This is a genomic window from Curtobacterium sp. BRB10 (assembly GCF_031844325.1).
In the GTDB taxonomy this organism is placed as follows: Bacteria; Actinomycetota; Actinomycetes; order Actinomycetales; family Microbacteriaceae; genus Curtobacterium; species Curtobacterium poinsettiae_A.
In genome coordinates, this window is record NZ_JAUZVA010000008.1 from 45372 (window position 1) to 69750 (window position 24379).

Here is a 24379-nt window from a genome sequence, read left to right on the forward strand (position 1 = left end):
AACATCAGCGTACAGTGCTGTGTCGCATTGCCGAGTACGCGGCGACGACGTCGGACTACCGTCACGGTTCGGGTCGCACCGACGCGCCCCACGACAGGAGTGACACGCACATGGAGTACCGCTACCTCGGCAACTCGGGCCTCAAGGTCTCCGAGATCACCTACGGCAACTGGCTCACCCACGCCTCCCAGGTCGAGAACGACGCGGCCATCGCCTGCGTCAAGGCGGCGTTGGAGGTCGGCATCTCGACGTTCGACACCGCCGACGTCTACGCCAACACCGGCGCGGAGACGGTCCTCGGTGAAGCGCTCAAGGGGGAGCGGCGCCAGTCCCTCGAGATCGCCACGAAGGTGTTCGGGCCGACCGGTCCGAAGGGCCACAACGACACCGGGCTGTCCCGCAAGCACATCCTCGAGTCGATCGACGGGTCGCTGCAGCGGCTGCAGACGGACTACGTCGACCTGTACCAGGCGCACCGCTACGACCACGAGACCCCGCTCGAAGAGACGATGCAGGCCTTCGCCGACATCGTGCGCCAGGGCAAGGTCCTGTACGTCGGCGTCAGCGAGTGGACCGCGGACCAGCTGCGGGCCGGTGCTGCGCTCGCGAAGGACCTCGGGTTCCAGCTCATCTCGAACCAGCCGCAGTACTCGGCACTGTGGCGGGTCATCGAGGACGAGGTCGTCCCCACCTCGAAGGAACTCGGCATCTCGCAGATCGTCTGGTCCCCGATCGCCCAGGGTGTGCTCACCGGCAAGTACAAGCCGGGGCAGCCGCTGCCCGAGGGCTCCCGCGCGACCGACGACAAGGGCGGCGCGGACATGATCAAGCGGTTCATGCGTGATGAGGTGCTGTCCTCGGTGCAGGAGCTCGAGCCGATCGCGAAGGAGCTCGACCTGTCGATGGCGCAGCTCGCCGTCGCGTGGGTCCTGCAGAACGACAACGTCGCGAGCGCCATCATCGGGGCATCGCGCCCGGAGCAGGTCCACGACAACGCGGGGGCCGCCGGCGTCACGATCCCGGCGGAACTCATGTCGCGGATCGACGATGCCCTGGGTGCCGTGGTCGAGCGCGACCCCGCGAAGACGAACGACAGCAGCCCGAAGACCCGCGAGGCCTAGCCCCTCCGCAGAACACCGGTGTTCGCCCGTTGCACACGCGCCTGCCGCGGTTCGATGCGCGAACACCGGTGTCTTGCGAACGACGTCACACCGGCCGGACAACGGAAAAGGCCCCCTGCCGAAGCAGGGGGCCTTCACCGGTGGCTGGACACGGCATCGATCCGTGGACCTTTCGATTTTCAGTCGAACGCTCTACCAACTGAGCTATCCAGCCGTGGCGACCCTGACGGGACTTGAACCCGCGACCTCCGCCGTGACAGGGCGGCACGCTAACCAGCTGCGCTACAGGGCCATGTTGTGTTGTGGGTACTGCGTGTTGTGTCTTGCTGTGGTGTTGTTCAGTACTACTTGCTCGCTCACTCAAGGAGTGACCCCAACGGGATTCGAACCCGTGCTGCCGCCGTGAAAGGGCGGTGTCCTAGGCCACTAAACGATAGGGCCGCAAGCAGTGCATCGCGCTACCGATGGACAAGCATACGGACGCCCCCCGGGTTTCACAAATCCGACCCCGCCAACCGTGCATCCCCGGCGTGTCGCGGCGTCCGCGCACGGGTCTCCGATGCTGCCGGTGCGAGCATCGTCGGCGGTCGCACCCCTCGTCCGAGGGGCTGTCGAGCCTGCGACCCGTGTTGTTACTGTTGCACCTGTTAACAGTGTTACGTGCGTGAGCCTTGCCGCGCTGTTACGAAATCGAGATACATGTCGACCTCCACTCCCTTCTCCCTCCGCTCCCGCAGCCGCCTGATCGCCGCCGCGGTCGCCGTCGCGCTCACGGCCGGCACGCTCGCGGCCATCGCCCCGACGTCGTCCGCCAGCGCCGCGAGCTACCCCAGCTGGGACGAGGTGCAGCAGGCGAAGTCCTCGACCAGCGCCCAGCAGGCCAAGGTCAGCGAGATCAAGTCGCTCATCTCGTCGCTGAAGAGCGAGGCGGCCGCCAAGCAGAAGGCCGCACAGGCCGCGGGCGAGGCGTACCAGGCCGCGCAGAACAAGTACGACGAGGCGACGCTCAAGCAGAAGAAGTTCCAGTCGCAGGCCGACGACGCCGAGCAGACCGCCGCGCGGTCCGAGGAGCAGGCCGGTCAGCTCGCCGCCCAGCTCGGTCGTACCAGCGGTGACGACGTGACGACGGACATCCTCACGCACCCGTCCGACTCCGGCGACCTGCTCTACGAGCTCGGTGCCATGTCGAAGCTCAGCGAGCAGTCCGAGGGCATCTACGCGCAGGCCTCGCAGGACCGCGGTGTGGCCCAGGGCCTCGCCGACAAGGCCGACCGCGCCAAGCAGGCCCTCGGGGACCTCGCCGACGCCGCACAGTCGAAGATGCAGCAGGCGCAGGGTGCCGCCGACGCCGCACAGACCGCGGTGGACGCCCAGAACGACAACGAGGCCCGGCTCGAGGCGCAGCTCACCGCGCTCACCTCGAAGCAGCGCGGCGTCGAGGCCGACTACCGCAAGGGCGTCGCAGCCGAGAAGGCACGCCAGGCCCGCCTTGCCGCAGCCGCCGCGAAGGCAGCAGCCAAGGCCGCGGCGACCAGCCAGGGCGGCACCGGTGGCGGCAGTGCCAACCCGGCGGGCTGGGTCCGACCCGCGGGCGGGTTCCAGACGAGCCCCTACGGCTACCGCGTCGACCCCTACACGCACGTCAGCGCCCTGCACGCCGGCGTCGACCTGGCCCCGGCCTGCTACGCCCCGATCTACGCGGCACACGACGGCACCGTCACCTTCGCCGGCAACGGCGGCGGCTACGGCAACGAGGTCATCCTCGACAACGGCGGCGGCATCTCCACCGCGTACGGCCACGTCGTCGACGGCGGGATCATGGTCACCGCCGGCCAGCACGTCACCGCGGGTCAGCAGATCGCCAAGATCGGCTCGACCGGCTGGTCGACCGGGTGCCACCTCCACTTCGAGACCCGGATCAACGGCGCCGCCGTCGACCCGGTCCCCTTCATGGCAGCGCGGGGGATCTCGGTATGAGCATCAGCGCCACCAGAAGGCGTCGACCCACGTCATGACCACCACCGCTCGCTCGTTCTCCTGCGGGATCGCGACCATCGCCGTGCTCGGCATCGGCCTGTCGGTCGTCATCGCCGGACCGGCCCAGGCCGCACCCTCTGGTCCGTCCTGGGACGACGTCAAGGCCGCCAAGTCCGACGCGGCCGACGCCCAGCAGACGGTCGACGAGCTGAGCGACCGGCTCGGCGCGCTGCAGGACGCCGCCGACCGGGCCGGTGTCGCCGAGCAGCAGGCCGGGCAGGCGTACGCCCTCGCGGCGTCGCAGCAGCAGGAGGCGAAGGACACCCTCACCGACCTGTCCGCGCAGTCGAAGCGCGCGAAGGACCGGGCGGACGACTCGGCGGGCCAGGTCGCCGGGCTCGTGGTCGAGCTGTCCCGAACGGGCGGCGGTGACCTGTCGACGACGATGCTCATGGACTCGTCGGACTCGAAGGACCTGCTCTACCGCGTGGGCACGATGTCGCACCTGTCCGAGCGCTCCGCGACGGTCCTGGCCGAGGCACGCGCTGACCAGAAGACCGTCGAGTCCCTCGCAGCGCAGCAGTCCGCGGCCGAGAAGGCCCTGCGCAAGGCGACCGAGACGACGAAGACCGCCTTCGCCACCGCGAACGACGTGTCCGCCGATGCCCAGGCTCGGGTGCAGGAGGAACAGGACCAGCAGGACGAGGTCCTGCGCCAGCTCGCGTACCTGAAGGGCACGAGCGTCGCGACGGAGACCGCGTACTGGAGTGCGCAGCAGGCGAAGGCAGCCGCGGCGGCCATCGCGAAGCAGACGCGCGATGCCGGCACCGGGAACGCCACCGGCGGCAGCAACGCGGGCAACACGGGCAGCACCGGCTCTGGTAGCGACGGCGGTACCTCTGGCGGAAGCACCACCGGGAACACCGGCGGCAGCGCCTCCGGCGGGACCTCCACCCCGGCCGTGCCGAGCACGCCGTCCAAGCCCAGCACCCCGTCGAACCCCGGCACCCCCGCAAAGCCGAGCACCCCGAGCAAGCCGAGCACGCCGAGCAAGCCGGCTCCCGCCCCAGCTCCCGCCCCTGCCCCCGCTCCGGCCCCGAGCAGCCCGTCGAAGGCCGCCGGCGCGATCTCCTACGCCCGTGGGCAGCTCGGCAAGGCGTACGTCCTCGGCGGTGCCGGCCCGAACACCTGGGACTGCTCCGGCCTCGTGATGATGGCCTACAGCTCGCAGGGCATCGCGACCGGTGGGCACAACGTCGTCTGGCAGTACAACTACTTCAAGTCGATCGGCCGCCTCGTCCCGCTGTCCCAGCGCCAGCCGGGCGACATCCTGTTCTACTCGTCGAACGGCACGGCCTCGGGGGCGTACCACGACTCGATCGTGACGAGCTACGGCACCATGGTCGAGGCCGCTCGCCCCGGCGTCGGCGTCGTCGAGCGCGCGATCTGGCTGCCGAACCAGCTCATGCCGTACGTCGCCCGCCCGAGCGGTTCCCTGTAGCCCGCTCCCGGTGTGCCCGTTCTTTCCCAGAGCGGCTGCGGTAGCAAGCGGGATCGGGCGTACCTGCACGGATCAGCGCACCCGGTACGCCCGTCTCCACCCGGTACGCCCGTTTCCACCAGGCGCGCTCCCGCACGCCCCGCGTGCCCCCGCACGCCCTGCCCCCGCACGCGCCGCGCCGCGCAACAGCACCACCACAGAACGGCGCCCGCCCTCCGGATGGAGAGCGGGCGCCGTTCGTCGTCAGGGGATCGTCAGTGCGAGCCGGGCACGTACGCGGCCTGACCGGCCTGCACGATGCGCTCGGCCTCGGCGGCGTCGCCCCAGCCCTCGGCCTTGACCCACTTGTTCGGCTCGAGGTCCTTGTAGCGCTCGAAGAAGTGCGCGATCTCGGCCTTCGTCTGCTCCGGCACGTCCGAGATGTCCTGGATGTGCGCCCAGCGCGGGTCCTTGGCGGGGACGACGAGGACCTTCTCGTCGTTGCCGGCCTCGTCGCTCATCTTGAAGACGCCGACGGGGCGGACCTTGACGCCGACGCCGGGGAACGTCGGGAACTCGAGCAGCAGCAGCGCGTCCACGGGGTCACCGTCGTCGGCCAGGGTCTTCTCGAAGAACCCGTAGTCGGTGGGGTAGACGAACGAGGTGAACAGCACGCGGTCGAGGTAGACGCGACCGGTCTCGTGGTCCACCTCGTACTTGTTGCGGCTGCCCTTGGGGATCTCGACGACGACGTCGTACGCGGCCATGTTGCGCTCCTGTGTCTGCTTCGGGGACTGTCGTGTGTTGCGAAAGCGCGGCTAACGTTACCGGGTGAACTCTCCGCGTCCCCGGCTCGACCCCGCCGTCGCCGAGACCCGCCTGGCCGTCCGCGACCTGCTCGCCGCAGCCGTCGACGACGGTGTGGTCGCCGCAGGCGACCTGGTCCTCGTCGCCCTGAGCGGTGGGCCGGACTCCCTCGCGCTGGCGTCGGCCACCGCGTTCGAAGCGGGCAAGCAGGGTCTGCGAGCCGGGGCAGTGGTCGTCGACCACGCGCTCCAGGCGGGCTCCGAGGCGGTCGCGAGCCGCGCCTCCCGGCAGGCATCCGAACTGGGACTCGAGCCGGTGACGGTCCGCAGGGTCACGGTCGGCTCCGACGGTGGCCCGGAAGGCGCCGCCCGGGAGGCCCGCCACGCGTCGATCGCCGAGGTCGCGGCCGCCACCGGGTCGCCCCTGGTGCTGCTGGGCCACACCCTGGACGACCAGGCCGAGACGGTGCTGCTCGGCCTGCTGCGCGGCAGCGGGCCGGACAGCCTGTCCGGCATGCAGCCGCTCGCTCGACGCGACGGCGGTCCGGCGTACGGCCGGCCGCTCCTGTCGGTCCGGCGCCACGCGACACGGCAGGCGTGCGCCGCAGCGGGGCTCGCGCCGTGGCACGACCCGCAGAACGACGACCCCGCGTACGCACGGGTGCGGGTGCGGAACACCCTGCTCCCGGTGCTCGAACGGGAGCTCGGTGCCGGGGTGCCCGAGGCCCTGGCCCGCACGGCCGACCAGCTGCGCGAGGACTCCGCGGCCCTCGACCACTTCGCCGAGGAGATCGCGGAGGACATCGCCGAGCACTCCGAGGCGGGCATCTCGCTGTCGGTCCGGGCGCTCGGGGCGAACCCGCCGGCGCTCCGGCAGCGACTCGTGCGCCTGGCGGTGGAGAGTGAGTTCGGGGTGACGCTGTCGCGCGTGCAGACGCTCGAGGTCTGCCGGCTCGTCACGGACTGGAGCGGACAGGGCCCGATCGACCTGCCGGGCGTCCGTGCGGCGCGGACCGGCGACCGCATCGAGTTCAGCGCCGGTTAGGCTGGCGTGGTGGAACTCTCCGACGTCCAGGCAGACCTGTCCGAAGTGCTCTTCACCCCCGAGCAGATCGACGAGAAGCTCGCCGAGCTCGCGGCGGTCGTCGACGCCGACTACGCGGGCCGCGACCCGCTGCTCGTCGGGGTGCTCAAGGGTGCCGTCATGGTGATGGCGGACTTCTCGCGCCACCTGAAGATGCAGGCGCGGATGGACTGGATGGCGGTGTCGTCCTACGGCTCCGGCACGAAGTCGTCCGGCGTGGTGCGGATCCTGAAGGACCTCGACACCGACCTGCACGGCCGCGACGTCCTGATCGTCGAGGACATCATCGACTCCGGTCTCACGCTGTCGTGGCTCAAGCAGAACCTGCAGTCCCGCGGTGCCGCGAGCGTCGAGATCGTCGCCCTGCTGCGCAAGCCCGAGGCCGCCAAGGTCGAGGTCGACGTGAAGTACGTCGGCTTCGACATCCCCGACGCGTTCGTGGTCGGGTACGGCCTGGACTACGACGAGCGCTACCGCAACCTGCGCGGCGTCGGCGTCCTCGCTCCGCACGTCTACTCCTGACGCAGGGACCGCTGCGCTCGGGTCGCACTCGGCCGACTCTGGCCCGGGGGTGAGTTCGCCCGCAGAGGACACCCATTCTCGCCACAGAATCGCGGCCGTATGCTGATCAGCACGCAACTTCGGCAGAGAAAGGTGTCGGGCACTCGCGCCCGGATCACATGAACTTGAAGCGCATCTTCCGCGGCCCGTACCTCTACGTGCTGATCGCGCTGGCGGGCATCTTCATCGGCTGGAGCGTCATCAGCCAGGGCAGCACGCAAGAGATCGACACCCAGAAGGGTCTCGAACAGCTGTCGGATGACAAGGTCTCGTCCGCGACCATCAACTCCACCGAGCAGCGGGTCGACCTCGTCCTGAAGGACGGCGACAAGCAGGAGCAGTTCTACTACTCCACGCCCCGTGGCGAAGAGGTCGTGCAGGCCGTCAACGACGCCAACCTGCCCGACGGCTACAACGACCGCGTCGCCCAGGGCAACTGGTTCCTGTCGCTGCTCGGCATCCTCCTGCCGTTCCTGATCATCGGTGCCCTCTTCTGGTTCTTGCTCTCGAGCGCCCAGGGCGGCGGCTCGAAGGTCATGCAGTTCGGCAAGTCGAAGGCCAAGATCAACAACAAGGAGAACCCGCAGGTGTCGTTCGCCGACGTCGCGGGTGCCGACGAGGCGATCGAGGAACTGCACGAGATCAAGGAGTTCCTCAAGGAGCCCGCGAAGTTCCAGGCCGTCGGGGCGAAGATCCCGAAGGGCGTGCTGCTCTACGGCCCTCCCGGAACCGGCAAGACCCTGCTCGCCCGCGCCGTCGCGGGTGAAGCCGGCGTGCCGTTCTACTCGATCTCCGGTTCGGACTTCGTCGAGATGTTCGTCGGTGTCGGTGCGAGCCGTGTCCGCGACCTCTTCGAGCAGGCCAAGGCGAACTCGCCGGCCATCGTCTTCATCGACGAGATCGACGCCGTCGGTCGGCACCGTGGTGCCGGCATCGGCGGTGGCAACGACGAGCGCGAGCAGACGCTGAACCAGCTCCTCGTCGAGATGGACGGCTTCGACGGCAAGACGAACGTCATCCTCATCGCCGCGACGAACCGTCCCGACGTGCTCGACCCCGCGCTCCTGCGTCCGGGCCGCTTCGACCGCCAGATCGGCGTCGACGCCCCGGGGCTCGCCGGTCGCAAGCAGATCCTCGAGGTGCACGCGAAGGGCAAGCCGCTCGCCGCGAGCGTCGACCTCGAGCTGCTCGCCCGCAAGACGCCGGGCTTCACCGGCGCCGACCTGGCGAACGTCCTGAACGAGGCGGCCCTGCTGACCGCCCGCTCGAACGCGCAGCTCATCGACAACCGTGCCCTCGACGAGGCCGTCGACCGCGTGATGGCCGGCCCGCAGCGCCGGACCCGGATCATGTCCGACCAGGAACGCCTGATCACCGCGTACCACGAGGGCGGCCACGCCCTGGCGGCAGCGGCGATGCGGCACACCGATCCGGTCACCAAGATCACGATCCTGCCCCGCGGCCGTGCCCTCGGCTACACGATGGTGCTGCCGCTCGAGGACAAGTACTCGGTCACCCGCAACGAGCTCCTCGACCAGCTCACCTACGCCATGGGTGGTCGCGTCGCGGAGGAGATCGTGTTCCACGACCCGACCACGGGCGCCTCGAACGACATCGAGAAGGCCACCGGCACCGCCCGCAAGATGGTGACCGAGTACGGCATGAGCCAGGCCGTCGGGTCCGTCAAGCTCGGGTCCGGCTCGAGCGAGCCGTTCGTCGGCCGTGACATGAGCGGTGGCACCGGTCGCGACTACTCGGAGACCATCGCCCAGACGGTCGACGCCGAGACCCGCGCCCTGCTCGAGGCCGCGCACGACGAGGCCTACCAGGTGCTCAACGACAACCGCGACATCCTCGACCGCCTGGCCGGCGAGCTCCTCGAGAAGGAGACGCTCGACGCCCCGGAGCTCGTGGAGATCTTCAAGGACGTCCGCAAGCTGCCGGAGCGCCCGCAGTGGCTCTCCAGCGACAAGCGCCCGGTCAGCAACCTGCCCGCGATCGACGTGCCCGGCAAGGCCGCCTCGACCGCTGCGGACCCGTCGGACTCCGAGTCGACCTCGAAGACCCGTCGTCGCCCGTTCGGCAACCCGGGTATCGCCCCCGCGTAGGCCGGCATGACCGAGCTGCCGACGCGACGAGAGCGTCGACTCGCCGAGGTGAGTCGTGCCCGCGCCGCCGCCGCCGAACCGGCGACGGTCGCGATCGACCTCCGTGCACCCCAGCCGGTGCCGGAGGTCGTGACCGGCCGTCGCCGCGACCGCGGTGGCCCGGCCGGGGAACGCACCCGGGTGCTCGGCATCCTCAACGTCACCCCCGACTCGTTCAGCGACGGCGGGCTGCACCAGGCCTACGACGCCGCCGTGCAGCACGCACGTGACCTCGTCGCGGCCGGAGCGGACGTCATCGACGTCGGCGGGGAGTCCACCCGCCCTGGTTCCGAGCGCGTGCCCGTGCCGGTCGAGCAGGAACGGGTGCTGCCGGTCGTGCAGCAGCTCGTCGCCGAGGGCATCCCGGTCAGCGTCGACACCATGAACGCCGTGACGGCCGAACGTGCCGTCGACCTCGGCGCCGCCATCGTCAACGACGTCTCCGGCGGCCTCGCCGACCCGGACATGGCCCGGGTCGTGGCGTCGACGGGGGTCGGCTTCGTCGTCATGCACTGGCGCGGCCACAGCGACCGGATGTACCGCAACGCCGAGTACACGCACGCGGTCGAGGAGGTCCGGCGCGAGGTCGAACTCCGGGTCGCCGAACTCATCGTGCTCGGCGTCCGGCAGGAGCAGGTCGTCGTCGACCCGGGCCTCGGCTTCGCCAAGCACGGCGTGCAGAACTGGGAGATCCTGGCCGGCTACGAGCGCTTCGCCTCGATCGGTCTGCCGGTGCTCGTCGCCGCCTCGCGCAAGCGGTTCCTCGACGGTGTCGGGAGCCCCGAGGGCGCCCCGCCCAGGGAGCGCGACCTCGCCACCGCCGCCATCAGCCTGCTCGCCGCCGAACGCGGCGCGTGGGGCGTGCGCGTGCACGACCCGGCACCGACCCGTGCCGTGCTCGACGTCTGGGACGCCTGGAGGGCAGCTCGATCGTGAACGACACCATCCGCCTCACCGGGGTCCGCGCTCGCGGACACCACGGCGTCTTCGACCACGAGCGCGAGGACGGCCAGGACTTCGTCGTCGACGTCGCCGTGGAGCTCGACGCCCGCGCCGCCTCGAGCAGCGACGACCTCGACGCCACCGTGCACTACGGCGTCCTCGCCGAGCAGGTCGTCGCCGAGATCGAACGCGACCCGGTCGACCTGATCGAGACGCTCGCCGAGCGCATCGCCGCGGCCGTGCTCACCCACCGTGCCGCGTCGGCGACGGAGGTCACGGTGCACAAGCCGCAGGCCCCGATCACCGTGCCGTTCACCGACGTCTCGATCACCATCCGGCGCACGCGCGGCGCCACGGTGCCGGACGAGGAAGAAGCATGACGCACCGGGTCGTCGTCGCCCTCGGAGCGAACCTCGGCGACCGGGGGAGCACGCTCCGCGCCGCCGCCACCGCGATCGCCGCCCTGCCCGGAGTCGAGCCGGTGGCCTCGAGCCGCGAGGTCGAGTCCGTCGCCGTCACCCTCGACGGCCTCGACACGTCGAAGCCCCGCTACCGGAACGCCGTCGTGGTCGTCGACACCGACCTCGAGCCGCAGGCCTTCCTCGACGCCCTGCACGGCATCGAGGACGCGCACGGCCGCACGCGCGAGGTCCGGTGGGGTGACCGCACCCTGGACCTCGACATCGTCGCGGTGGACGACCTGCGGATCGCCACGGACACCCTGGTCGTGCCGCACCCCCGGGCAGCGGAGCGCGCGTTCGTGCTCGCCCCGTGGCTCGACGCCGACCCCGAGGCCGTCCTGCCCGGTGCCGGACCGGTGGCCGACCTGCTCACCGCCGTGGGCGACGACACCGAGCGCGTCGACGAGCCGCGCCTGTTCGCGGAGCCGGCACGGGCCTCCTGGCCGGCGGGGAGCGCGACCAGCGCATGAAGCCCACCCGTGCCTCCACGCTGATCAGCATCGCCGTCGTGACGGTGGTCGCCGGTTTCGCGCTCGACGCCGTCCTGGCGTCGCGCCAGCTGCCGACGTTCCTGTTCTCGGTCCCGCTCGGCATCACGCTCGCGTTCATCGGCGTCGCCGTCGTGCTCATGGCGCGCCCGGTGCGCCGACACGCACGCGACGGCGCCGGACGCCAGCGGCCGGTCGACCCGCTCTACGCGACGCGGGTCGTCGTACTCGCGAAGGCGTCCAGCATCTGCGGCACGCTGCTGGGCGGGTTCGCCCTCGGCCTCGTGCTGTACCTGCTGACCCGTTCCGCGACGCCTTCGCTAGGCTCGACCCTGCCGAACGTGATCGCCGTCGGGGGCGGGATCGTCCTGACGGTCTGCGCACTCGTGGCGGAGCGCATGTGCATCGCACCTCCGGGTGACGACGACGACCGTGACGATCCCCGCAACGGCTCGACGACGGTGAACTGACCGAGCAACCCCAGGAGGCCCGCGATGCCGCGTGAACGACTCGACGAGCCCGGCCTCGGCCTCGGTGGGATCGCCTGGCAGCGGGTGTCCGCGAAGCTCGTGTGGACCGAACTCATCACCACGCTCGTGATCGGCGTCGTGCTCACCGCGGGCTGTGTGCTCATCGGGATCGTCACCGGCGGCTTCGGTTCCGGAGCCGGCACCGTGTGGCTCACCATCGGCATCGTGGTCGCGGTCACCACGGCGATCACCGCCGCGCTGACGCCCCGACGGGTCCGTGCCATCGGCTACGCGCTCCGCGACGACGACCTGGTCGTGCGCCGTGGGCTCATGTGGCAGCGCTTCACGGCGGTCCCGTACGGCCGGATGCAGCTGGTCGACGTCGCCCGCGGCCCGCTCGACCGGGCGCTCGGCATGAGCGAGCTGAAGTTCGTGACCGCCGCGGCCGCGACGAACGTCCGGATCCCGGGTGTCCCGGCAGCGGACGCCGACGAGCTGCGCGACCGCCTCGTCGAGCTCGCCGAGTCCCGTCGCGCCGGACTGTAGGGGTCGTCCGTGACCTTCCGACCGGGCACCCCGCCACCCGCTCCGCCCGCCCCGCCCAGCCGGGGCAACGCCGCCGCGGCGGCGCCCCTGACCGACGGCGAGTGGCACCGCCTGCACCCGCTCACCCCGCTGCTCAAGGGCGGGATCTTCCTCATCGTCATCCTCGGCTACGTGCTGAACAGCCTGCGCGACCAGCTCGTCGAGTTCTTCATCCCGGGCGAGCAGCAGGAGGACGGTGACCCGGTCCGGTACGTGTACGAGCACGGTGCCGTCGGCTGGGTCCTGCTCGGCATCGTGGTGCTGCTCCTGGTGCTGATCGGGCTGTTCTACCTGTCCTGGCGCATGCACGAGTTCCGGGTCACCGGCGAGATCGTCGAGGTGCGCTCGGGCGTGCTCTTCCGGAACCACCGCAAGGCCCGGCTCGACCGGATCCAGGGCATCAACATCCAGCGGCCGCTCGTGCCCCGGGTGTTCGGCACCGCCAAGCTCGAGATCGCACAGGCCGGCAACGACGCCAACGTGCAGCTCGCCTACCTCGGGGCCCGCGCCGCCGACGACCTGCGGCAGCGGATCCTGGTGCTCGCGTCGGGCGCGAAGGACGACGACGGCCACGGCGGTCCGTCGCGGCAGTCGCACGGAGCACTGCAGGACCGCGTCGACGAGATGTTCTCGCCCGAGCTCGACCCGGCAGCCGTGCACGCGACCCGCATCGTCAAGGTGCGTCCCGGTCGCCTCATCGCGTCGATGCTGCTGTCCGGCACGACGCTGTTCCTGGTGCTCGTCATCGCGGCGATGATCGTCAGCGTCGCCGTCACCGGTGAGTACGGTCTGCTGTTCGGGCTGTTCCCCGCCGTGCTCGGTGCCGGCGGCTACTACGTCCGCAAGTTCTCCCGTTCGCTGCAGTACACGATCGCCGAGACGCGCGACGGCATCCGGATCGGCTTCGGGCTGGTCTCGACGTCGAACGAGACGCTGCCGCCCGGGCGCATCCACGCCGTCAGCGTCGCCCAGCCGCTGCTGTGGCGTCCGTTCGGCTGGTGGGACATCCGCATCAACCGTGCGACGAGCGCCGGCAACGGGGCGTCGAGCAACCAGCAGGTGTCCTCGATCGTGCTGCCCGTGGGCACCACCGCGGACGTCCGCGAGGTCCTCGACATCATCCTGCCCGGGCTCGTCGGCACCGTCGTCGCCGGCCCCGAGGCCTCGCAGGAAGCCCTGCGCGAAGGGGCTGCCGAAGCCGTGGACGTCGTCGACGACAGCCTGACCACCTCGGGCGACCGCGGCGGCTTCGTGCACTCCCCACGACGTGGCGCGTGGCTCCGTCCGTTCGCGTTCCGGCGCAACGGCTACCGGTTCGTGCAGGGTGCGGTGCTGCTGCGGCTCGGTGCCGTGTGGCGGTCGCTCGTCATCGTGCCGCTGCCCCGGGTGCAGAGCGTCAAGGTCGAGCAGGGCCCGCTCGAGCGTGCCCTGCGGCTCGCAGCCGTCCACGTCCACACCGTGGCCGGTCCGGTGGCGGCCCGGGTCGGCGCGCTCGACGCGTGGGACGCGCAGCGCCTGTGGTCGGAGACGACGCAGCGTGCCGTCGAAGCGGCCGCGGTCGACACGACCCACCGCTGGCGCGAACGGGAGGCCCGTCCCGCGGCCGCCACGCACGCTGCGGCCGACACCGTGCCCGGGTCCGGAGCCCCTGCCGGACCGACGGCGGACCACCGGTCCGCCACCGTCCCTCCCGGCTGGGGCGACGTCCCACCGACCGGAGCCGCACGATGAGGGCCGGGCGTCTCGGGGTCGGCATCGTCGGCGCCGGACGGGTCGGACCCGTCCTCGGAGCGGCCCTCGCGAACGCGGAGCACGCCGTCGTCGGGGTGACCGCCGTGTCCGAGGAGAGCCGTGACCGCGCCGAGGCGATGCTGCCCGGCGCCCCGGTGCTCGCGACGCCGGACCTGGTGGAGCGGAGCGAGCTCGTGCTGCTCGCGGTGCCGGACGACCAGCTCGCCTCGCTCGTGCAGGGTCTGGCGGACGCCGGGATCTGGCAGCCGGGGCAGCTCGTCGTGCACACCAGCCCGGACCACGGCGTCGGCATCCTCGCCCCGGCGATGGCAGCCGGTGCGATCCCGCTCGCGATCCACCCGGCGATGGCCTTCACGGGCACGAGCGTCGACCTGTCCCGGCTGCGCGACGCCTACTGCGCGGTGACCGCGCCGGCGCCCGTGCTGCCGATCGCCCAGGCGCTCGTGGTCGAGATGGGGGCCGAACCGTTCGTCGTGGCCGAGGGCGACCGGCCCGCCTACGCCGATGCGGTGCGGGCCGCCGTGAGCTTCTCGACCGCGATCGTCGACCAGTCCGCCGGCACCCTGTCCGGCATCGGCGTCGAACACCCGGGTCGTGTCCTCGGTGCGCTCGTCCGCTCCGCCGTCGACAACGCGCTGACCGCCGCCGACGGGCAGTCGGCGCTCTAGCGGTTCGGGGGCGGGACTGCGGCGCGGGTAGCATTTCCCCCGACCCCCACGACCATCGGAGCCGCACCCGCATGACCGACGAGACCGTCACCCCCGACACCGCGATCGCCGACGCCGCCGCACTGGCCGAGCAGGAGACCAGCGAGCAGCGACAGGTCCGGCTCGACAAGCGGGCGAAGCTGCTGGAGTCGGGCATCGAGGCGTACCCCGCCGAGCTCCCCATCACCACGACGATCCCGGCCGTGCGCGAGCAGTACGCGCACCTGGAGACCGGCGAGGAGACCCAGGACGTCGTGGGCATCGCGGGTCGTGTGGTGTTCTCGCGCAACACCGGCAAGCTCTGCTTCGCGTCCCTGCAGTCGGGCGACGGCTCGCGCATCCAGGCGATGGTCTCCCTGGCCGAGGTGGGGGACGAGTCCCTCGCCCGCTGGAAGGAGTTCGTCGACCTGGGCGACCACGTGTTCGTGCACGGCCGGGTGATCTCCTCGCGCCGCGGCGAGCTGTCGATCATGGTCGACGACTGGGCGATCGCGGCGAAGGCCATCCTGCCGCTGCCGAACCTGCACAACGAGCTCAACGAGGAGACGCGGGTCCGCCAGCGCTACCTCGACCTGATCGTCCGCGACGAGGCCCGCGCCACCGTGCGTGCCCGCGCTGCCGTGATGGCCTCGCTGCGCCAGACCTTCACGGCGCACGAGTACCTCGAGGTCGAGACGCCGATGCTGCAGACCCAGCACGGCGGCGCCTCGGCCCGACCGTTCGTGACGCACTCGAACGCCTTCGACACCGAGCTGTTCCTGCGCATCGCACCCGAGCTGTTCCTGAAGCGCGCCGTCGTCGGCGGCATCGACCGGGTGTTCGAGATCAACCGCAACTTCCGGAACGAGGGCGCCGACTCGTCGCACTCGCCCGAGTTCGCGATGGTCGAGGCGTACCAGGCGTACGGCAACTACGAGCAGATGGCCGACCTGACGCAGGAGCTCGTGCAGAACGCGACCCGCGCGGTCACCGGCGGTGCGCTCGAGGTCACCCTGCCCGACGGCAGCACCTACGACCTGGGTGGCGAGTGGCCCCGCATCGACATGTACGGCTCGCTGTCCGAGGCCGCCGGGCGCGAGATCAGCCCGGAGACCCCGCTGTCCGAGCTGCAGGCGCTCGCCGAGGCCGAGGGTGTCGAGGTCGCCCACGCCACGCACGGCAAGTACGTCGAGGAGCTCTGGGAGCACTTCGTCATCGACTCGCTCGACCGCCCGACCTTCGTGATGAACTTCCCGGTCGACACCTCGCCGCTCACCCGGCAGCACCGAACCCGTCCGGGCGTCGTCGAGAAGTGGGACCTGTACGTCCGCGGCTTCGAGCTCGGCACGGCGTACTCCGAGCTCGTCGACCCGGTCGTGCAGCGGGAGCGGTTCGTCGAGCAGGCGAAGCTCGCGGCCGGTGGAGACCTCGAGGCGATGCGCGTCGACGAGGACTTCCTGCGGGCCCTGGAGCACGCGATGCCCCCGTCGGGCGGCATGGGCATGGGGATCGACCGCCTGCTCATGGCCATCACGGGCCTGGGCATCCGCGAGACGATCCTGTTCCCGCTCGTGAAGTAGCTCCCGGTCCACCGGGGTACGATGCTCGGGTGCCTGAAGGAGTCGTAAGCGGGATCGTCTTCGCCCTGACGCCGACCATCGTCGTCGGCCTGATCTTCTGGTTCGTGATGCGCGCGATCATGCGTGCCGACCGGACCGAGCGAGCCGCGTACGCCAAGGTCGAGGCCGAGGAGCGCGCCCGCTTCGAGCGTGAGCACGGTCGCCCCGCGCCGGCTCCGACGTCGGCCGAGTAGTCGCAGCAGCACCCCGCGCGCTGCGCGGTGCGCACGGTGCTGCGCTGACTTCACCCGGCGTTCACCGCGCGGTGTGACGCTGTCGCACATGCCGACCTGCCCGGAACCCGTCGAGGACCTCGACGACCTCGACGTGGAGGACGCCTTCGGGCACCCGGTGTCCGGCACGTCCGGCCTGCCCGTGGGCGTCGACGGAACCGGCCGCGGGGCCGACGGCACAGCCCTCGACGACGAGGGCGACGTCGACGACCTCGACGTCTGAGCGCCGACGGACCGTCACGCACCGTTCACCTCGCCGACGCGTACCGGGGTGAGCATCGTCCGCATGGCAACCACCGCACATCCCTTCACGGGCCGCAGCCTCGTCGGTGACATCGAGAGCGAGTACGACGAGTTCGACCGAGACGCAGACCTCGAGGTCTCCAAGCGCCGGGACGGGTGGCTCGAACCCTCCTGGTGACCCCACCCGTTCGGTATTCGGGGTACGACGACCAGATCACACTGATCCGGTCGGACGTACCCCTTTTGCATGTCCGGAGTGCGCAGTTACCCGGGGTACAGGGTTGGAAACGCTGGTGAAACACGCCTGCAACGCCGGAAACACGGCGTTATCCGCTTGATCCAGGGCCGATTGGGGGACCAAACTGTCGGAGGGCTGTACCCCGCGGGGGACGCTTTCGATGACGAAGCACGGAGAACCCTGAGAATCGCTCCGAACGATTTGTGGGGTACACCTCCGGGCCGCTTTACTCATCAGCACCCCCGGCAACGCCCCACGAAGCCATCACCGTCGAACGCAGGGAGAAACACCATGACGATCGCAACGGCTGCACCCAGCACCACCCGCCGCACCGCCACCAAGAAGGCATCGGCGTCGAAGACCGCGACCGCCGAGTCCGCCACCACCTCCCTCGACACCGAGGTCGAGGCCGACGAGCAGCTCGCCGGCGTCCGCGGTGCCTCGGTCGACCAGGTCGGCGACTACCTCCGTCACATCGGCCGTCTCTCGCTCCTCACCGCCGAGGAAGAAGCGCAGATCGCACGCCGCATCGAGGTCGGGCTCTTCGCCGAAGAGAAGCTCGCCACCGAGAAGGGTCTCGCGAAGACCCTGCAGCGTGAACTCCGCTGGCTCGTCCGAGACGGTGAGCGCGCCAAGGAGCGCATGATCACCTCGAACCTCCGCCTCGTCGTGAGCATCGCCAAGCGGTACTCGCAGCGCGGCCTGCCGTTCATGGACGTCATCCAGGAAGGCAACCTCGGCCTGGTCCGTGCGGTCGAGAAGTTCGACTTCACGCAGGGCTACAAGTTCTCGACCTACGCCACCTGGTGGATCCGCCAGGCAATCTCGCGTGGTCTCGCCGACAAGGCGCGCACGATCCGCATCCCGGTGCACACCGTCGAGCTCATCAACAAGATCTCGCGCACCGAGCGTGACCTGACCGTCGACCTCGGCCGCGCGCCGATGCCGGAGGAAGTGGCCGCCGAGCTGAGCATGAGCGTCGAGGAACTCGTCGACCTCAAGGGCCGCTCGCACGAGCCCGTCTCGATCCACACCGTGGTCGGCGACTCCGACGACAGCGAACTCGGTGACTTCATCGAGGACGAGGACGCCGCGAGCCCGAACGAGCTCACCGAGACGACGCTGCTGCACCGCGACATCCGCTCCATCGTCGCCGAGCTGCCCAGCGACGAGGCGAACGTCATCCGCATGCGCTACGGCCTGGACGACGACAAGCCGATGACCCTCGACGAGATCTCGAAGATCGTGCACACGACCCGCCAGGCCGTCAGCCGGGTGGAGTCGCGCGCCAAGCTGCGGCTGTTCGCCAAGGCGGTCTCGCAGGACATGCAGCTGTACCTGACCGACTAGGTCAGTGGACTTCGGCCGGCGCGTTCACCGTGCCGGCGCGGGGAAACCGGGTCGTTCTGTGGGAAGACGATCCGGTGGGGTGATGGGACGGCCCGCTCGAGCACTGCTCGGGCGGGCCATTCACGTTCCCGGCGCCGGGACCGGGACCGGCGCCAGGACCGGGTCGGGGCCAGGACCGTAGCCCGGTCCACCGGCCCCGCGGCGTCAGTCGTCGATCTCGCGCCGGAGCTTCTGCCGCAGGTCACTCGGGATGAGCTCGACCAACTGGTCGGGACGCACCGGCAGGTCGAGCAGGCTGAGCTTCACGCGTCCGGTCCGCCCGTGCCGCTCGGCGTCGAGGCGCACCACACTGCCGGCGTCCTTGCGGAGCCGCATGTCGATCTGCGCCCCGGTGGCCACCTCGCCGACCACGAGCCCGTCGACCTCGAGCGCGGCGCTCCTGGTGCCCTCGGCGATGTCGAACCGGTAGCGCTCCCGTGCGGCGAGCACCACCGAGCGATCGATCCCGGCCATCGGCGCGACCGGCGTCACCACGGAGCCGGACAGTGCGGGGGAGAGCACCGGACCACCGGCGGCGTAGTTGTACGCGGTGGAGCCGGCGGGGGTGGCGGCCACGATGGCGTCGGCGCGGTAGTACCCGTACCCGAGGCCCCCGACGCTGAGGTCGGCCGACACCTGCCCGGCGCCCGGCCGCCGCACGATGGTCAGGTCGTTGAACGCCAGGTAGTCGGTGCGGGCACCACCCCAGGACAACCGGGCCTCGAGCGCGTGGTGCGGCTCGAGCTGGTACTCGCCGGCGGACAACCGCTCCAGAGCGCTCTCGAGCTCGGGCGGCTCGATCTCGACCAGGAACCCGACGTTGCCGTAGTTCACCCCGAGGACGGGCACCGGGCGCTTCGCCACGAGCCGCATCGCGCCGAGCATGGTGCCGTCGCCGCCGAGGGCCACGACCAGGTCGACGCGGTCGGTGAAGTCGTCGTCGTCGACCACGTCGACCCCGCCGCCGATGCGCTGGGCGTCCGCGCGGCGGGCGAGCAGTTCGCCCTGGCCGGACGCGTTCCAGCGCTGCAGGGTCGTCACGGACTCCTGCACGTTCTTGGTCGGGTGGACGACGAGGCCGACGACGGGCTGCTCCATGAGCGGATCGTACCGAGCGGACCTCCGACGCGACCTCCCGTCCGTCTCGTCGTTCGCTCGCTGCGCACAAGACGCACCCTGGTCACGCCCACGGCGAACAGGGGCAGCCCCCGGGCGGAGCGCTGGTTACTCTCGAAGTACTTGGCCGGACTCACACGAGACCGGCACAGCGTCGGCTCCGCTCATCAGGGGCCAAGGGAGAGCACATGTTCGAGAGATTCACCGACCGGGCCCGTCGTGTTGTCGTCCTCGCTCAAGAAGAAGCGAAGATGCTCAACCACAACTACATCGGCACCGAGCACATCCTCCTCGGTCTCATCCACGAGGGCGAGGGCGTCGCCGCCAAGGCGCTGGAGTCGCTGGGCATCTCGCTCGACGCCGTGCGCGAGCAGGTCCAGGACATCATCGGGCAGGGCCAGCAGCAGCCGACCGGGCACATCCCGTTCACGCCGCGCGCCAAGAAGGTGCTCGAGCTGTCCCTGCGCGAGGCGCTGCAGCTCGGCCACAACTACATCGGCACGGAGCACATCCTGCTCGGCCTGATCCGCGAGGGCGAGGGTGTCGCAGCCCAGGTGCTCGTGAAGCTCGGCGCCGACCTGAACCGGGTGCGCCAGCAGGTCATCCAGCTCCTGTCCGGCTACCAGGGCAAGGAAGCAGTCGCAGTCGGCGGCGAGCAGCAGCAGAACGCGCAGCAGGGTTCGCAGGTTCTCGACCAGTTCGGTCGGAACCTCACCCAGGCCGCGCGCGACGGCAAGCTCGACCCCGTCATCGGGCGCGAGAAGGAGATGGAGCGGGTCATGCAGATCCTCTCCCGCCGTTCCAAGAACAACCCTGTCCTGATCGGTGAGCCCGGCGTCGGCAAGACCGCCGTCGTCGAGGGCCTCGCGCAGGCGATCGTCAAGGGCGACGTGCCCGAGACGCTGAAGGACAAGCAGCTCTACTCGCTCGACCTCGGGTCGCTCATCGCCGGATCCCGCTACCGCGGTGACTTCGAGGAGCGCCTGAAGAAGGTCACGAAGGAGATCCGCACCCGCGGCGACATCATCGTCTTCATCGACGAGATCCACACGCTCGTCGGTGCAGGTGCAGCCGAGGGCGCGATCGACGCCGCGTCGATCCTCAAGCCGCTCCTGGCCCGCGGTGAGCTCCAGACCATCGGTGCCACCACGCTCGACGAGTACCGCAAGCACTTCGAGAAGGACGCCGCACTCGAGCGTCGCTTCCAGCCGGTGCAGGTCAACGAGCCGTCGCTGCCCCACGCGATCAACATCCTCAAGGGTCTGCGCGACAAGTACGAGGCGTTCCACAAGGTGTCCATCACCGACGGTGCGATCGTCGCCGCGGCGAACCTGGCGGACCGTTACGTGCAGGACCGCTTCCTGCCGGACAAGGCCATCGACCTGATCGACGAGGCCGGCGCTCGCCTGCGTCTGTCGATCCTGTCGGCACCGCCGGAGCTCCGCGAGTTCGACGAGAAGATCTCGACGGTCCGCGGTTCGAAGGAAGCCGCCATCGAGGAGCAGGACTTCGAGAAGGCCGCGAGCCTGCGCGACGAGGAGAAGAAGCTCCTCGGCGAGCGTCTCCGCCTCGAGAAGCAGTGGCGCGCGGGCGACGTCGCCGCGTCCGGCACCGTCGACGAGGGCATCATCGCCGAGGTCCTGGCCCAGGCCACGGGCATCCCGGTCTTCAAGCTCACCGAAGAGGAGACCTCGCGGCTCGTCTTCATGGAGAAGGCACTGCACGAGCGCGTCATCGGTCAGGAAGAGGCCATCTCGGCCCTGTCCAAGACCATCCGCCGTACCCGTGCCGGCCTGAAGGACCCGAACCGTCCCTCCGGCTCGTTCATCTTCGCCGGCCCCACGGGCGTCGGGAAGACCGAGCTCGCCAAGGCCCTCGCCGAGTTCCTGTTCGACGACGAGGGTGCGCTGATCTCCCTCGACATGTCGGAGTTCGGTGAGAAGCACACCGTGTCCCGCCTGTTCGGTGCCCCTCCCGGGTTCGTCGGGTTCGAGGAGGGTGGCCAGCTCACCGAGAAGGTGCGCCGCAAGCCGTTCTCCGTGGTCCTGTTCGACGAGATCGAGAAGGCCCACCCGGACATCTTCAACTCGCTGCTGCAGGTGCTCGAGGAAGGCCGTCTCACCGACGGTCAGGGCCGCGTGGTCGACTTCAAGAACACCGTCATCATCATGACCACGAACCTCGGTTCGCAGGGCATCGCCGGTGGCCCGGTGGGCTTCCAGGTCGAGGGTGACTCGGCAGTCGGCTACGACCGCATGCGCGGCAAGGTCAACGAGGAGCTCAAGAAGCACTTCAAGCCCGAGTTCCTGAACCGTGTCGACGACACGATCGTGTTCCCGCAGCTGTCGCAGCCCGAGCTGCTGCAGATCGTGGACCTGTTCGTGAAGCGTCTGGCCGATCGCCTGCTCGACCGCGACATGACCGTCGAGCTCACGCTGCCGGCCAAGGAGCAGCTCATCAAGGTCGGGTTCGACCCGTCCCTCGGTGCTCGGCCCCTGCGTCGCGCGATGCAGCACGAGGTCGAGGACCAGCTGTCCGAGCACATCCTGCAGGGTGAGCTCAACGCGGGCGACCACGTGAAGGTCGACTTCGTCGACGGTGCGTTCCACTTCGAGACCGGGCGTCAGCCGGGCCGCGAAGAGGTCCTCGCCGGCGCAGCCGCGGTCGAGGCCGCGACCGACACGCCCCAGGGCGAGATCGAGTCCTAGGACCTGACACCCCACGGACAGGAGGCTCGGTGCCAGCTGGCACCGGGCCTCCTGTCCGTTCCCGGGTCGCGTTCAGATCCCGCATCACCGATCTGCGCGTCCTTGCGGTCACGGACCCCCGTCCGGGGGTACTGTGATGACAACGCGCGAGACGTTCCCCCCAACTCCTCGCGCGTCGCGCTCGATCGGTTCCCCCCAACGGATCGAGACGCAGCCGGCCCCGGTCTGTTCGCAGACCGGGGCCGTTGCACGTCCGGGGGGATGCCTGCAGCGCCGTGGTCGATGCCGCAGGCGGCGCTGGGTCAGGCGGCCCCGGGCAGCTGTGCGGCGAAGTCGCGGACGGCGCGCTCCCAGCGCTCCGGGTCCTCGTTCCACTCGAGCGTGTGCGGTGCCGTGCGGAACGTGACCGCGGTGGCGCCCTGCCGCGCGGCGACGGCGGCGACGTCGTCCGCCGCGACCAGGGCGTCGGCCTCGGAGTGGATCAGCAGCGTCGGCGTCGACGAGTCCTGCCACGTGGTCGTCGTCACGGGGGTCGGGGCCCCGGCGAGCCGCGACAGCACGTTCGTGGTCGCGATGCGGGCGGCCACGGTGCCGACGAACGCGGGCAGGTGGGCGCCCCGGACGGCTCCGCGGAGTGCCGAGGCGACGTCGAGCAGGGGTGAGACCGCCACGAGGCCGTCGACACCGACCCGTGCGGCGGCGACGGAGCAGGCGAGCGCGCCGGCGGACCAGCCCTGCAGCACGACACGCTGTGCACCGCGTGCCCGGGCGGCTCGGACGGCGGCGACGATGCGGTCCGCCGCCGCGGGGTCGAGCGAGCGGAGCGGCAGGTCGGTGGTGTCGACGATCTCGGACGAGGCGCCGAGCGAACGCCAGACCCCGCCACCGCGCAGGACCTGGCGCGGGCCGAGGGACTGCCCGTGCACGTGGACCACGTGGGTCGTGGCGGCCTCGGGCTCGGTGCCGGGCACGTCGTCCGGTCCGTCGTACCGCAGGGCGTCCCAGGCCCACTCACCGGTCGCCACGGGGGCGGTGACGCTGCGTCGGACGGTGTCACCGTCGCTGCCGGCCCCGGTCTCCGTGCTCGCGGTGAGGATCGCGCTGACCTGCACGCGGGTGTCGTCGCGCTGCAGGTCGTAGGTGCCCGGCAGGCGGGTGTCGCGGGTGGCGATCAGCTCGACCTCGGAGTCCGTGGCGCTGCGGACCGTGGCCGTCGCCGTGTACGGCGTCGGGAACAGCAGCCGCCGTGCGACGAAGGCACCGAGTCCGAGCGTGCCGACCGCTCCTGCCGCGGTGCCGAGTGCCGTGATGCGTGCGCCGGTCATGTGATCTCCTTGAGTCGTTCCGTGGTGAGCGTCGCAGCGGCCGGCACTGCCTGCCCGGCCTCGCGCGCGCGGTCCTCGATCTCGACGGACAGCCGGTGCTGCCGACTCCGCCACTGGCGACGCTGCCACACGATCGTGAAGTAGAGCCCGGTGTTGCCCGATGCCGTCTCGAGACGGCGGAGCTCCGGCTCGAGCGCACGGAAGCGGCGTCGAGCGGCCCGCCAGTCGCGGAACTCCCGCACGGCGTCGGGCAGCACGCCGCCGGCGGCGCCGATGGCGAGCAGGACCATCGAGCCGAGGAACACCGGCGTGTAGAGCTTCGACAGGACGCCGACCGCGCCGTCCGCACCCGCGACGTGCACGGCGTCGAGGGCGATCGCGATGCCGGCGAGCAGCACGAGCCCCGCGGCACCGACGACGAAGAGCCAGTACAGGCGCCCGAGCCCGTCCCCGTTCCGGAACCCACGGAGCACGGCGACGGCGGACCGGGCGATGACGATGGCGATGTACGTCATCTCGACCGCGGAGTACAGCGCGGTCGGCAGTTGGTCCCCGTAGGCCACCATGAACTGCGCCGTCGGGGTCGGCGCGTCGATCAGGCCGAACAGCACGACGAGGGCGACGAGCACCAGGACGCAGCCGATGATCCGACCGGGGCGGAAGAGCTTGGCGGAGCGTGCAGCGGCCTCGACCGACTGCGCGAGGGCGAACATGCCGCACACCATCAGGCAGCGACCGATCAGGTCGGCGATGTTCGGCACGTGCGTCACACCGGCGAGGAACGTCGTCACGTCGGGCTGGTTGATCGTGAGTCCGACGGCGACGCAGCTGCAGCAGACCATCAGCCAGGTGACGCTGGCCGACTGCGTGCGCACCAGGAAGAGCCGGACCACCAGCACCGCCAGGATCAGCCAGACCGGGATCGATCCCCAGACGTGCAGCGTCACC

General features: G+C 70.6%; 23 protein-coding genes and 3 tRNA genes. 19 read left to right on the forward strand and 7 right to left on the reverse strand.

Features of this window, described 5'->3' with window-relative positions; translation table 11 throughout:
• Positions 1-110 precede the first annotated feature (110 nt).
• Positions 111-1121, forward strand: coding sequence for an aldo/keto reductase family protein (locus tag Q9R26_RS16230; RefSeq protein ID WP_214562662.1), 1011 nt, complete (start codon positions 111-113; stop codon positions 1119-1121).
• 141 nt (positions 1122-1262) lie between these two features.
• Here Q9R26_RS16230 and Q9R26_RS16235 read toward each other — a convergent pair.
• The 3 genes from Q9R26_RS16235 to Q9R26_RS16245 all read right to left on the reverse strand — a co-directional run bounded on the left by Q9R26_RS16235 (position 1263) and on the right by Q9R26_RS16245 (position 1562).
• A tRNA-Phe gene (locus tag Q9R26_RS16235) sits at positions 1263-1335 on the reverse strand.
• Between the two features lies 1 nt (position 1336).
• Positions 1337-1413, reverse strand: a tRNA-Asp gene (locus Q9R26_RS16240).
• 76 nt (positions 1414-1489) lie between these two features.
• Positions 1490-1562 (reverse strand) — tRNA-Glu (locus tag Q9R26_RS16245).
• A gap of 258 nt (positions 1563-1820) precedes the next feature.
• Here Q9R26_RS16245 and Q9R26_RS16250 point away from each other — a divergent pair.
• Both Q9R26_RS16250 and Q9R26_RS16255 read left to right on the forward strand, forming a co-directional pair.
• Positions 1821-3098, forward strand: coding sequence for a M23 family metallopeptidase (locus Q9R26_RS16250; RefSeq protein WP_311227899.1), 1278 nt, complete (start codon positions 1821-1823; stop codon positions 3096-3098).
• A 34-nt stretch (positions 3099-3132) separates the two neighbouring features.
• Positions 3133-4599 (forward strand): NlpC/P60 family protein, encoded by a 1467-nt coding sequence (locus Q9R26_RS16255; protein WP_311227900.1) that lies wholly within the window; start codon positions 3133-3135, stop codon positions 4597-4599.
• Between the two features lie 254 nt (positions 4600-4853).
• On the opposite strand, the gene Q9R26_RS16260 is transcribed toward Q9R26_RS16255, so the two are convergent.
• Positions 4854-5345, reverse strand: coding sequence for an inorganic diphosphatase (locus Q9R26_RS16260; protein WP_027467055.1), 492 nt, complete (start codon positions 5343-5345; stop codon positions 4854-4856).
• A gap of 64 nt (positions 5346-5409) precedes the next feature.
• Between Q9R26_RS16260 and tilS the strand changes: the two genes are divergently transcribed.
• From tilS to Q9R26_RS16335, 15 genes are all read left to right on the forward strand, one after another.
• A complete protein-coding gene (gene tilS / locus Q9R26_RS16265; RefSeq protein WP_311227901.1) occupies positions 5410-6429 on the forward strand; it encodes a tRNA lysidine(34) synthetase TilS in 1020 nt (339 codons plus the stop codon).
• 9 nt (positions 6430-6438) lie between these two features.
• Positions 6439-6990 carry a hypoxanthine phosphoribosyltransferase gene (gene hpt / locus Q9R26_RS16270; protein ID WP_017887686.1) on the forward strand — a complete coding sequence of 184 codons (552 nt, stop codon included), beginning with the start codon at positions 6439-6441 and terminating at the stop codon, positions 6988-6990.
• Positions 6991-7148: 158 nt separating this feature from the next.
• Positions 7149-9137, forward strand: coding sequence for an ATP-dependent zinc metalloprotease FtsH (gene ftsH / locus Q9R26_RS16275; protein WP_182064263.1), 1989 nt, complete (start codon positions 7149-7151; stop codon positions 9135-9137).
• Between the two features lie 6 nt (positions 9138-9143).
• Entirely contained in the window at positions 9144-10112 is a 969-nt protein-coding gene (gene folP, locus Q9R26_RS16280) for a dihydropteroate synthase (protein ID WP_311227902.1), read from the forward strand.
• On the forward strand, positions 10109-10498 hold the full coding sequence (gene folB, locus Q9R26_RS16285; protein WP_311227903.1) for a dihydroneopterin aldolase: 390 nt from the start codon (positions 10109-10111) through the stop codon (positions 10496-10498). Before folP ends, folB begins: the two co-directional genes overlap by 4 nt.
• The gene (gene folK / locus Q9R26_RS16290) at positions 10495-11049 is read left to right on the forward strand and encodes a 2-amino-4-hydroxy-6-hydroxymethyldihydropteridine diphosphokinase (protein WP_311227904.1); all 555 of its coding nucleotides are present in this window, start codon (positions 10495-10497) and stop codon (positions 11047-11049) included. The genes folB and folK overlap by 4 nt, the downstream gene beginning before the upstream one ends.
• On the forward strand, positions 11046-11537 hold the full coding sequence (locus Q9R26_RS16295; protein WP_182064267.1) for a DUF3180 domain-containing protein: 492 nt from the start codon (positions 11046-11048) through the stop codon (positions 11535-11537). The genes folK and Q9R26_RS16295 overlap by 4 nt, the downstream gene beginning before the upstream one ends.
• Positions 11538-11561: 24 nt before the next feature.
• Positions 11562-12083 carry a PH domain-containing protein gene (locus tag Q9R26_RS16300; protein ID WP_311227905.1) on the forward strand — a complete coding sequence of 174 codons (522 nt, stop codon included), beginning with the start codon at positions 11562-11564 and terminating at the stop codon, positions 12081-12083.
• Between the two features lie 9 nt (positions 12084-12092).
• Positions 12093-13853, forward strand: a complete 1761-nt coding sequence (locus tag Q9R26_RS16305) for a PH domain-containing protein (protein ID WP_311227906.1) — start codon at positions 12093-12095, stop codon at positions 13851-13853.
• Positions 13850-14542, forward strand: a complete 693-nt coding sequence (locus tag Q9R26_RS16310) for a Rossmann-like and DUF2520 domain-containing protein (RefSeq protein WP_182064270.1) — start codon at positions 13850-13852, stop codon at positions 14540-14542. The genes Q9R26_RS16305 and Q9R26_RS16310 overlap by 4 nt, the downstream gene beginning before the upstream one ends.
• Before the next feature lie 71 nt (positions 14543-14613).
• A complete protein-coding gene (lysS, locus tag Q9R26_RS16315; RefSeq protein WP_110863567.1) occupies positions 14614-16140 on the forward strand; it encodes a lysine--tRNA ligase in 1527 nt (508 codons plus the stop codon).
• Between the two features lie 29 nt (positions 16141-16169).
• Positions 16170-16373 carry a hypothetical protein gene (locus Q9R26_RS16320; RefSeq protein ID WP_071245264.1) on the forward strand — a complete coding sequence of 68 codons (204 nt, stop codon included), beginning with the start codon at positions 16170-16172 and terminating at the stop codon, positions 16371-16373.
• Positions 16374-16461: 88 nt separating this feature from the next.
• Positions 16462-16635: a hypothetical protein gene (locus Q9R26_RS16325; RefSeq protein ID WP_182064271.1), complete on the forward strand. Its 174-nt coding sequence runs from the start codon at positions 16462-16464 to the stop codon at positions 16633-16635.
• 63 nt (positions 16636-16698) lie between these two features.
• Positions 16699-16833 carry a hypothetical protein gene (locus tag Q9R26_RS16330; protein WP_258320880.1) on the forward strand — a complete coding sequence of 45 codons (135 nt, stop codon included), beginning with the start codon at positions 16699-16701 and terminating at the stop codon, positions 16831-16833.
• Positions 16834-17184: 351 nt separating this feature from the next.
• A complete protein-coding gene (locus Q9R26_RS16335) occupies positions 17185-18243 on the forward strand; it encodes a sigma-70 family RNA polymerase sigma factor (protein ID WP_035809350.1) in 1059 nt (352 codons plus the stop codon).
• Positions 18244-18447: 204 nt separating this feature from the next.
• Here Q9R26_RS16335 and Q9R26_RS16340 read toward each other — a convergent pair whose 3' ends face one another.
• The gene (locus Q9R26_RS16340) at positions 18448-19380 is read right to left on the reverse strand and encodes an NAD(+)/NADH kinase (protein ID WP_027467066.1); all 933 of its coding nucleotides are present in this window, start codon (positions 19378-19380) and stop codon (positions 18448-18450) included.
• A 206-nt stretch (positions 19381-19586) separates the two neighbouring features.
• On the opposite strand from Q9R26_RS16340, the gene Q9R26_RS16345 reads away from it, so the two are divergent.
• The gene (locus tag Q9R26_RS16345; RefSeq protein ID WP_027467068.1) at positions 19587-22106 is read left to right on the forward strand and encodes an ATP-dependent Clp protease ATP-binding subunit; all 2520 of its coding nucleotides are present in this window, start codon (positions 19587-19589) and stop codon (positions 22104-22106) included.
• Positions 22107-22408: 302 nt separating this feature from the next.
• Here Q9R26_RS16345 and Q9R26_RS16350 read toward each other — a convergent pair whose 3' ends face one another.
• Both Q9R26_RS16350 and Q9R26_RS16355 read right to left on the reverse strand, forming a co-directional pair.
• Entirely contained in the window at positions 22409-23431 is a 1023-nt protein-coding gene (locus Q9R26_RS16350) for a hypothetical protein (RefSeq protein WP_311227907.1), read from the reverse strand.
• Positions 23428-24378, reverse strand: coding sequence for a hypothetical protein (locus tag Q9R26_RS16355; protein WP_311227908.1), 951 nt, complete (start codon positions 24376-24378; stop codon positions 23428-23430). The genes Q9R26_RS16350 and Q9R26_RS16355 overlap by 4 nt, the downstream gene beginning before the upstream one ends.
• Position 24379 lies beyond the last annotated feature (1 nt).

Bases quoted from the DNA above. Each gene is read 5' to 3' on its own strand.
- folP (WP_311227902.1), top strand. From the start codon at position 9,144: ATGACCGAGCTGCCGACGCGACGAGAGCGTCGACTCGCCGAGGTGAGT.
- Q9R26_RS16230 (WP_214562662.1), top strand. From the start codon at position 111: ATGGAGTACCGCTACCTCGGCAACTCGGGCCTCAAGGTCTCCGAGATC.
- Q9R26_RS16345 (WP_027467068.1), top strand. From the start codon at position 19,587: ATGTTCGAGAGATTCACCGACCGGGCCCGTCGTGTTGTCGTCCTCGCT.
- lysS (WP_110863567.1), top strand. From the start codon at position 14,614: ATGACCGACGAGACCGTCACCCCCGACACCGCGATCGCCGACGCCGCC.
- Q9R26_RS16350 (WP_311227907.1), bottom strand. From the start codon at position 23,431: ATGACCGGCGCACGCATCACGGCACTCGGCACCGCGGCAGGAGCGGTC.
- Q9R26_RS16330 (WP_258320880.1), top strand. From the start codon at position 16,699: ATGGCAACCACCGCACATCCCTTCACGGGCCGCAGCCTCGTCGGTGAC.
- Q9R26_RS16340 (WP_027467066.1), bottom strand. From the start codon at position 19,380: ATGGAGCAGCCCGTCGTCGGCCTCGTCGTCCACCCGACCAAGAACGTG.
- Q9R26_RS16295 (WP_182064267.1), top strand. From the start codon at position 11,046: ATGAAGCCCACCCGTGCCTCCACGCTGATCAGCATCGCCGTCGTGACG.
- Q9R26_RS16310 (WP_182064270.1), top strand. From the start codon at position 13,850: ATGAGGGCCGGGCGTCTCGGGGTCGGCATCGTCGGCGCCGGACGGGTC.
- ftsH (WP_182064263.1), top strand. From the start codon at position 7,149: ATGAACTTGAAGCGCATCTTCCGCGGCCCGTACCTCTACGTGCTGATC.
- folK (WP_311227904.1), top strand. From the start codon at position 10,495: ATGACGCACCGGGTCGTCGTCGCCCTCGGAGCGAACCTCGGCGACCGG.
- Q9R26_RS16255 (WP_311227900.1), top strand. From the start codon at position 3,133: ATGACCACCACCGCTCGCTCGTTCTCCTGCGGGATCGCGACCATCGCC.
- Q9R26_RS16335 (WP_035809350.1), top strand. From the start codon at position 17,185: ATGACGATCGCAACGGCTGCACCCAGCACCACCCGCCGCACCGCCACC.
- Q9R26_RS16300 (WP_311227905.1), top strand. From the start codon at position 11,562: ATGCCGCGTGAACGACTCGACGAGCCCGGCCTCGGCCTCGGTGGGATC.
- Q9R26_RS16325 (WP_182064271.1), top strand. From the start codon at position 16,462: ATGCCGACCTGCCCGGAACCCGTCGAGGACCTCGACGACCTCGACGTG.
- Q9R26_RS16260 (WP_027467055.1), bottom strand. From the start codon at position 5,345: ATGGCCGCGTACGACGTCGTCGTCGAGATCCCCAAGGGCAGCCGCAAC.
- Q9R26_RS16250 (WP_311227899.1), top strand. From the start codon at position 1,821: ATGTCGACCTCCACTCCCTTCTCCCTCCGCTCCCGCAGCCGCCTGATC.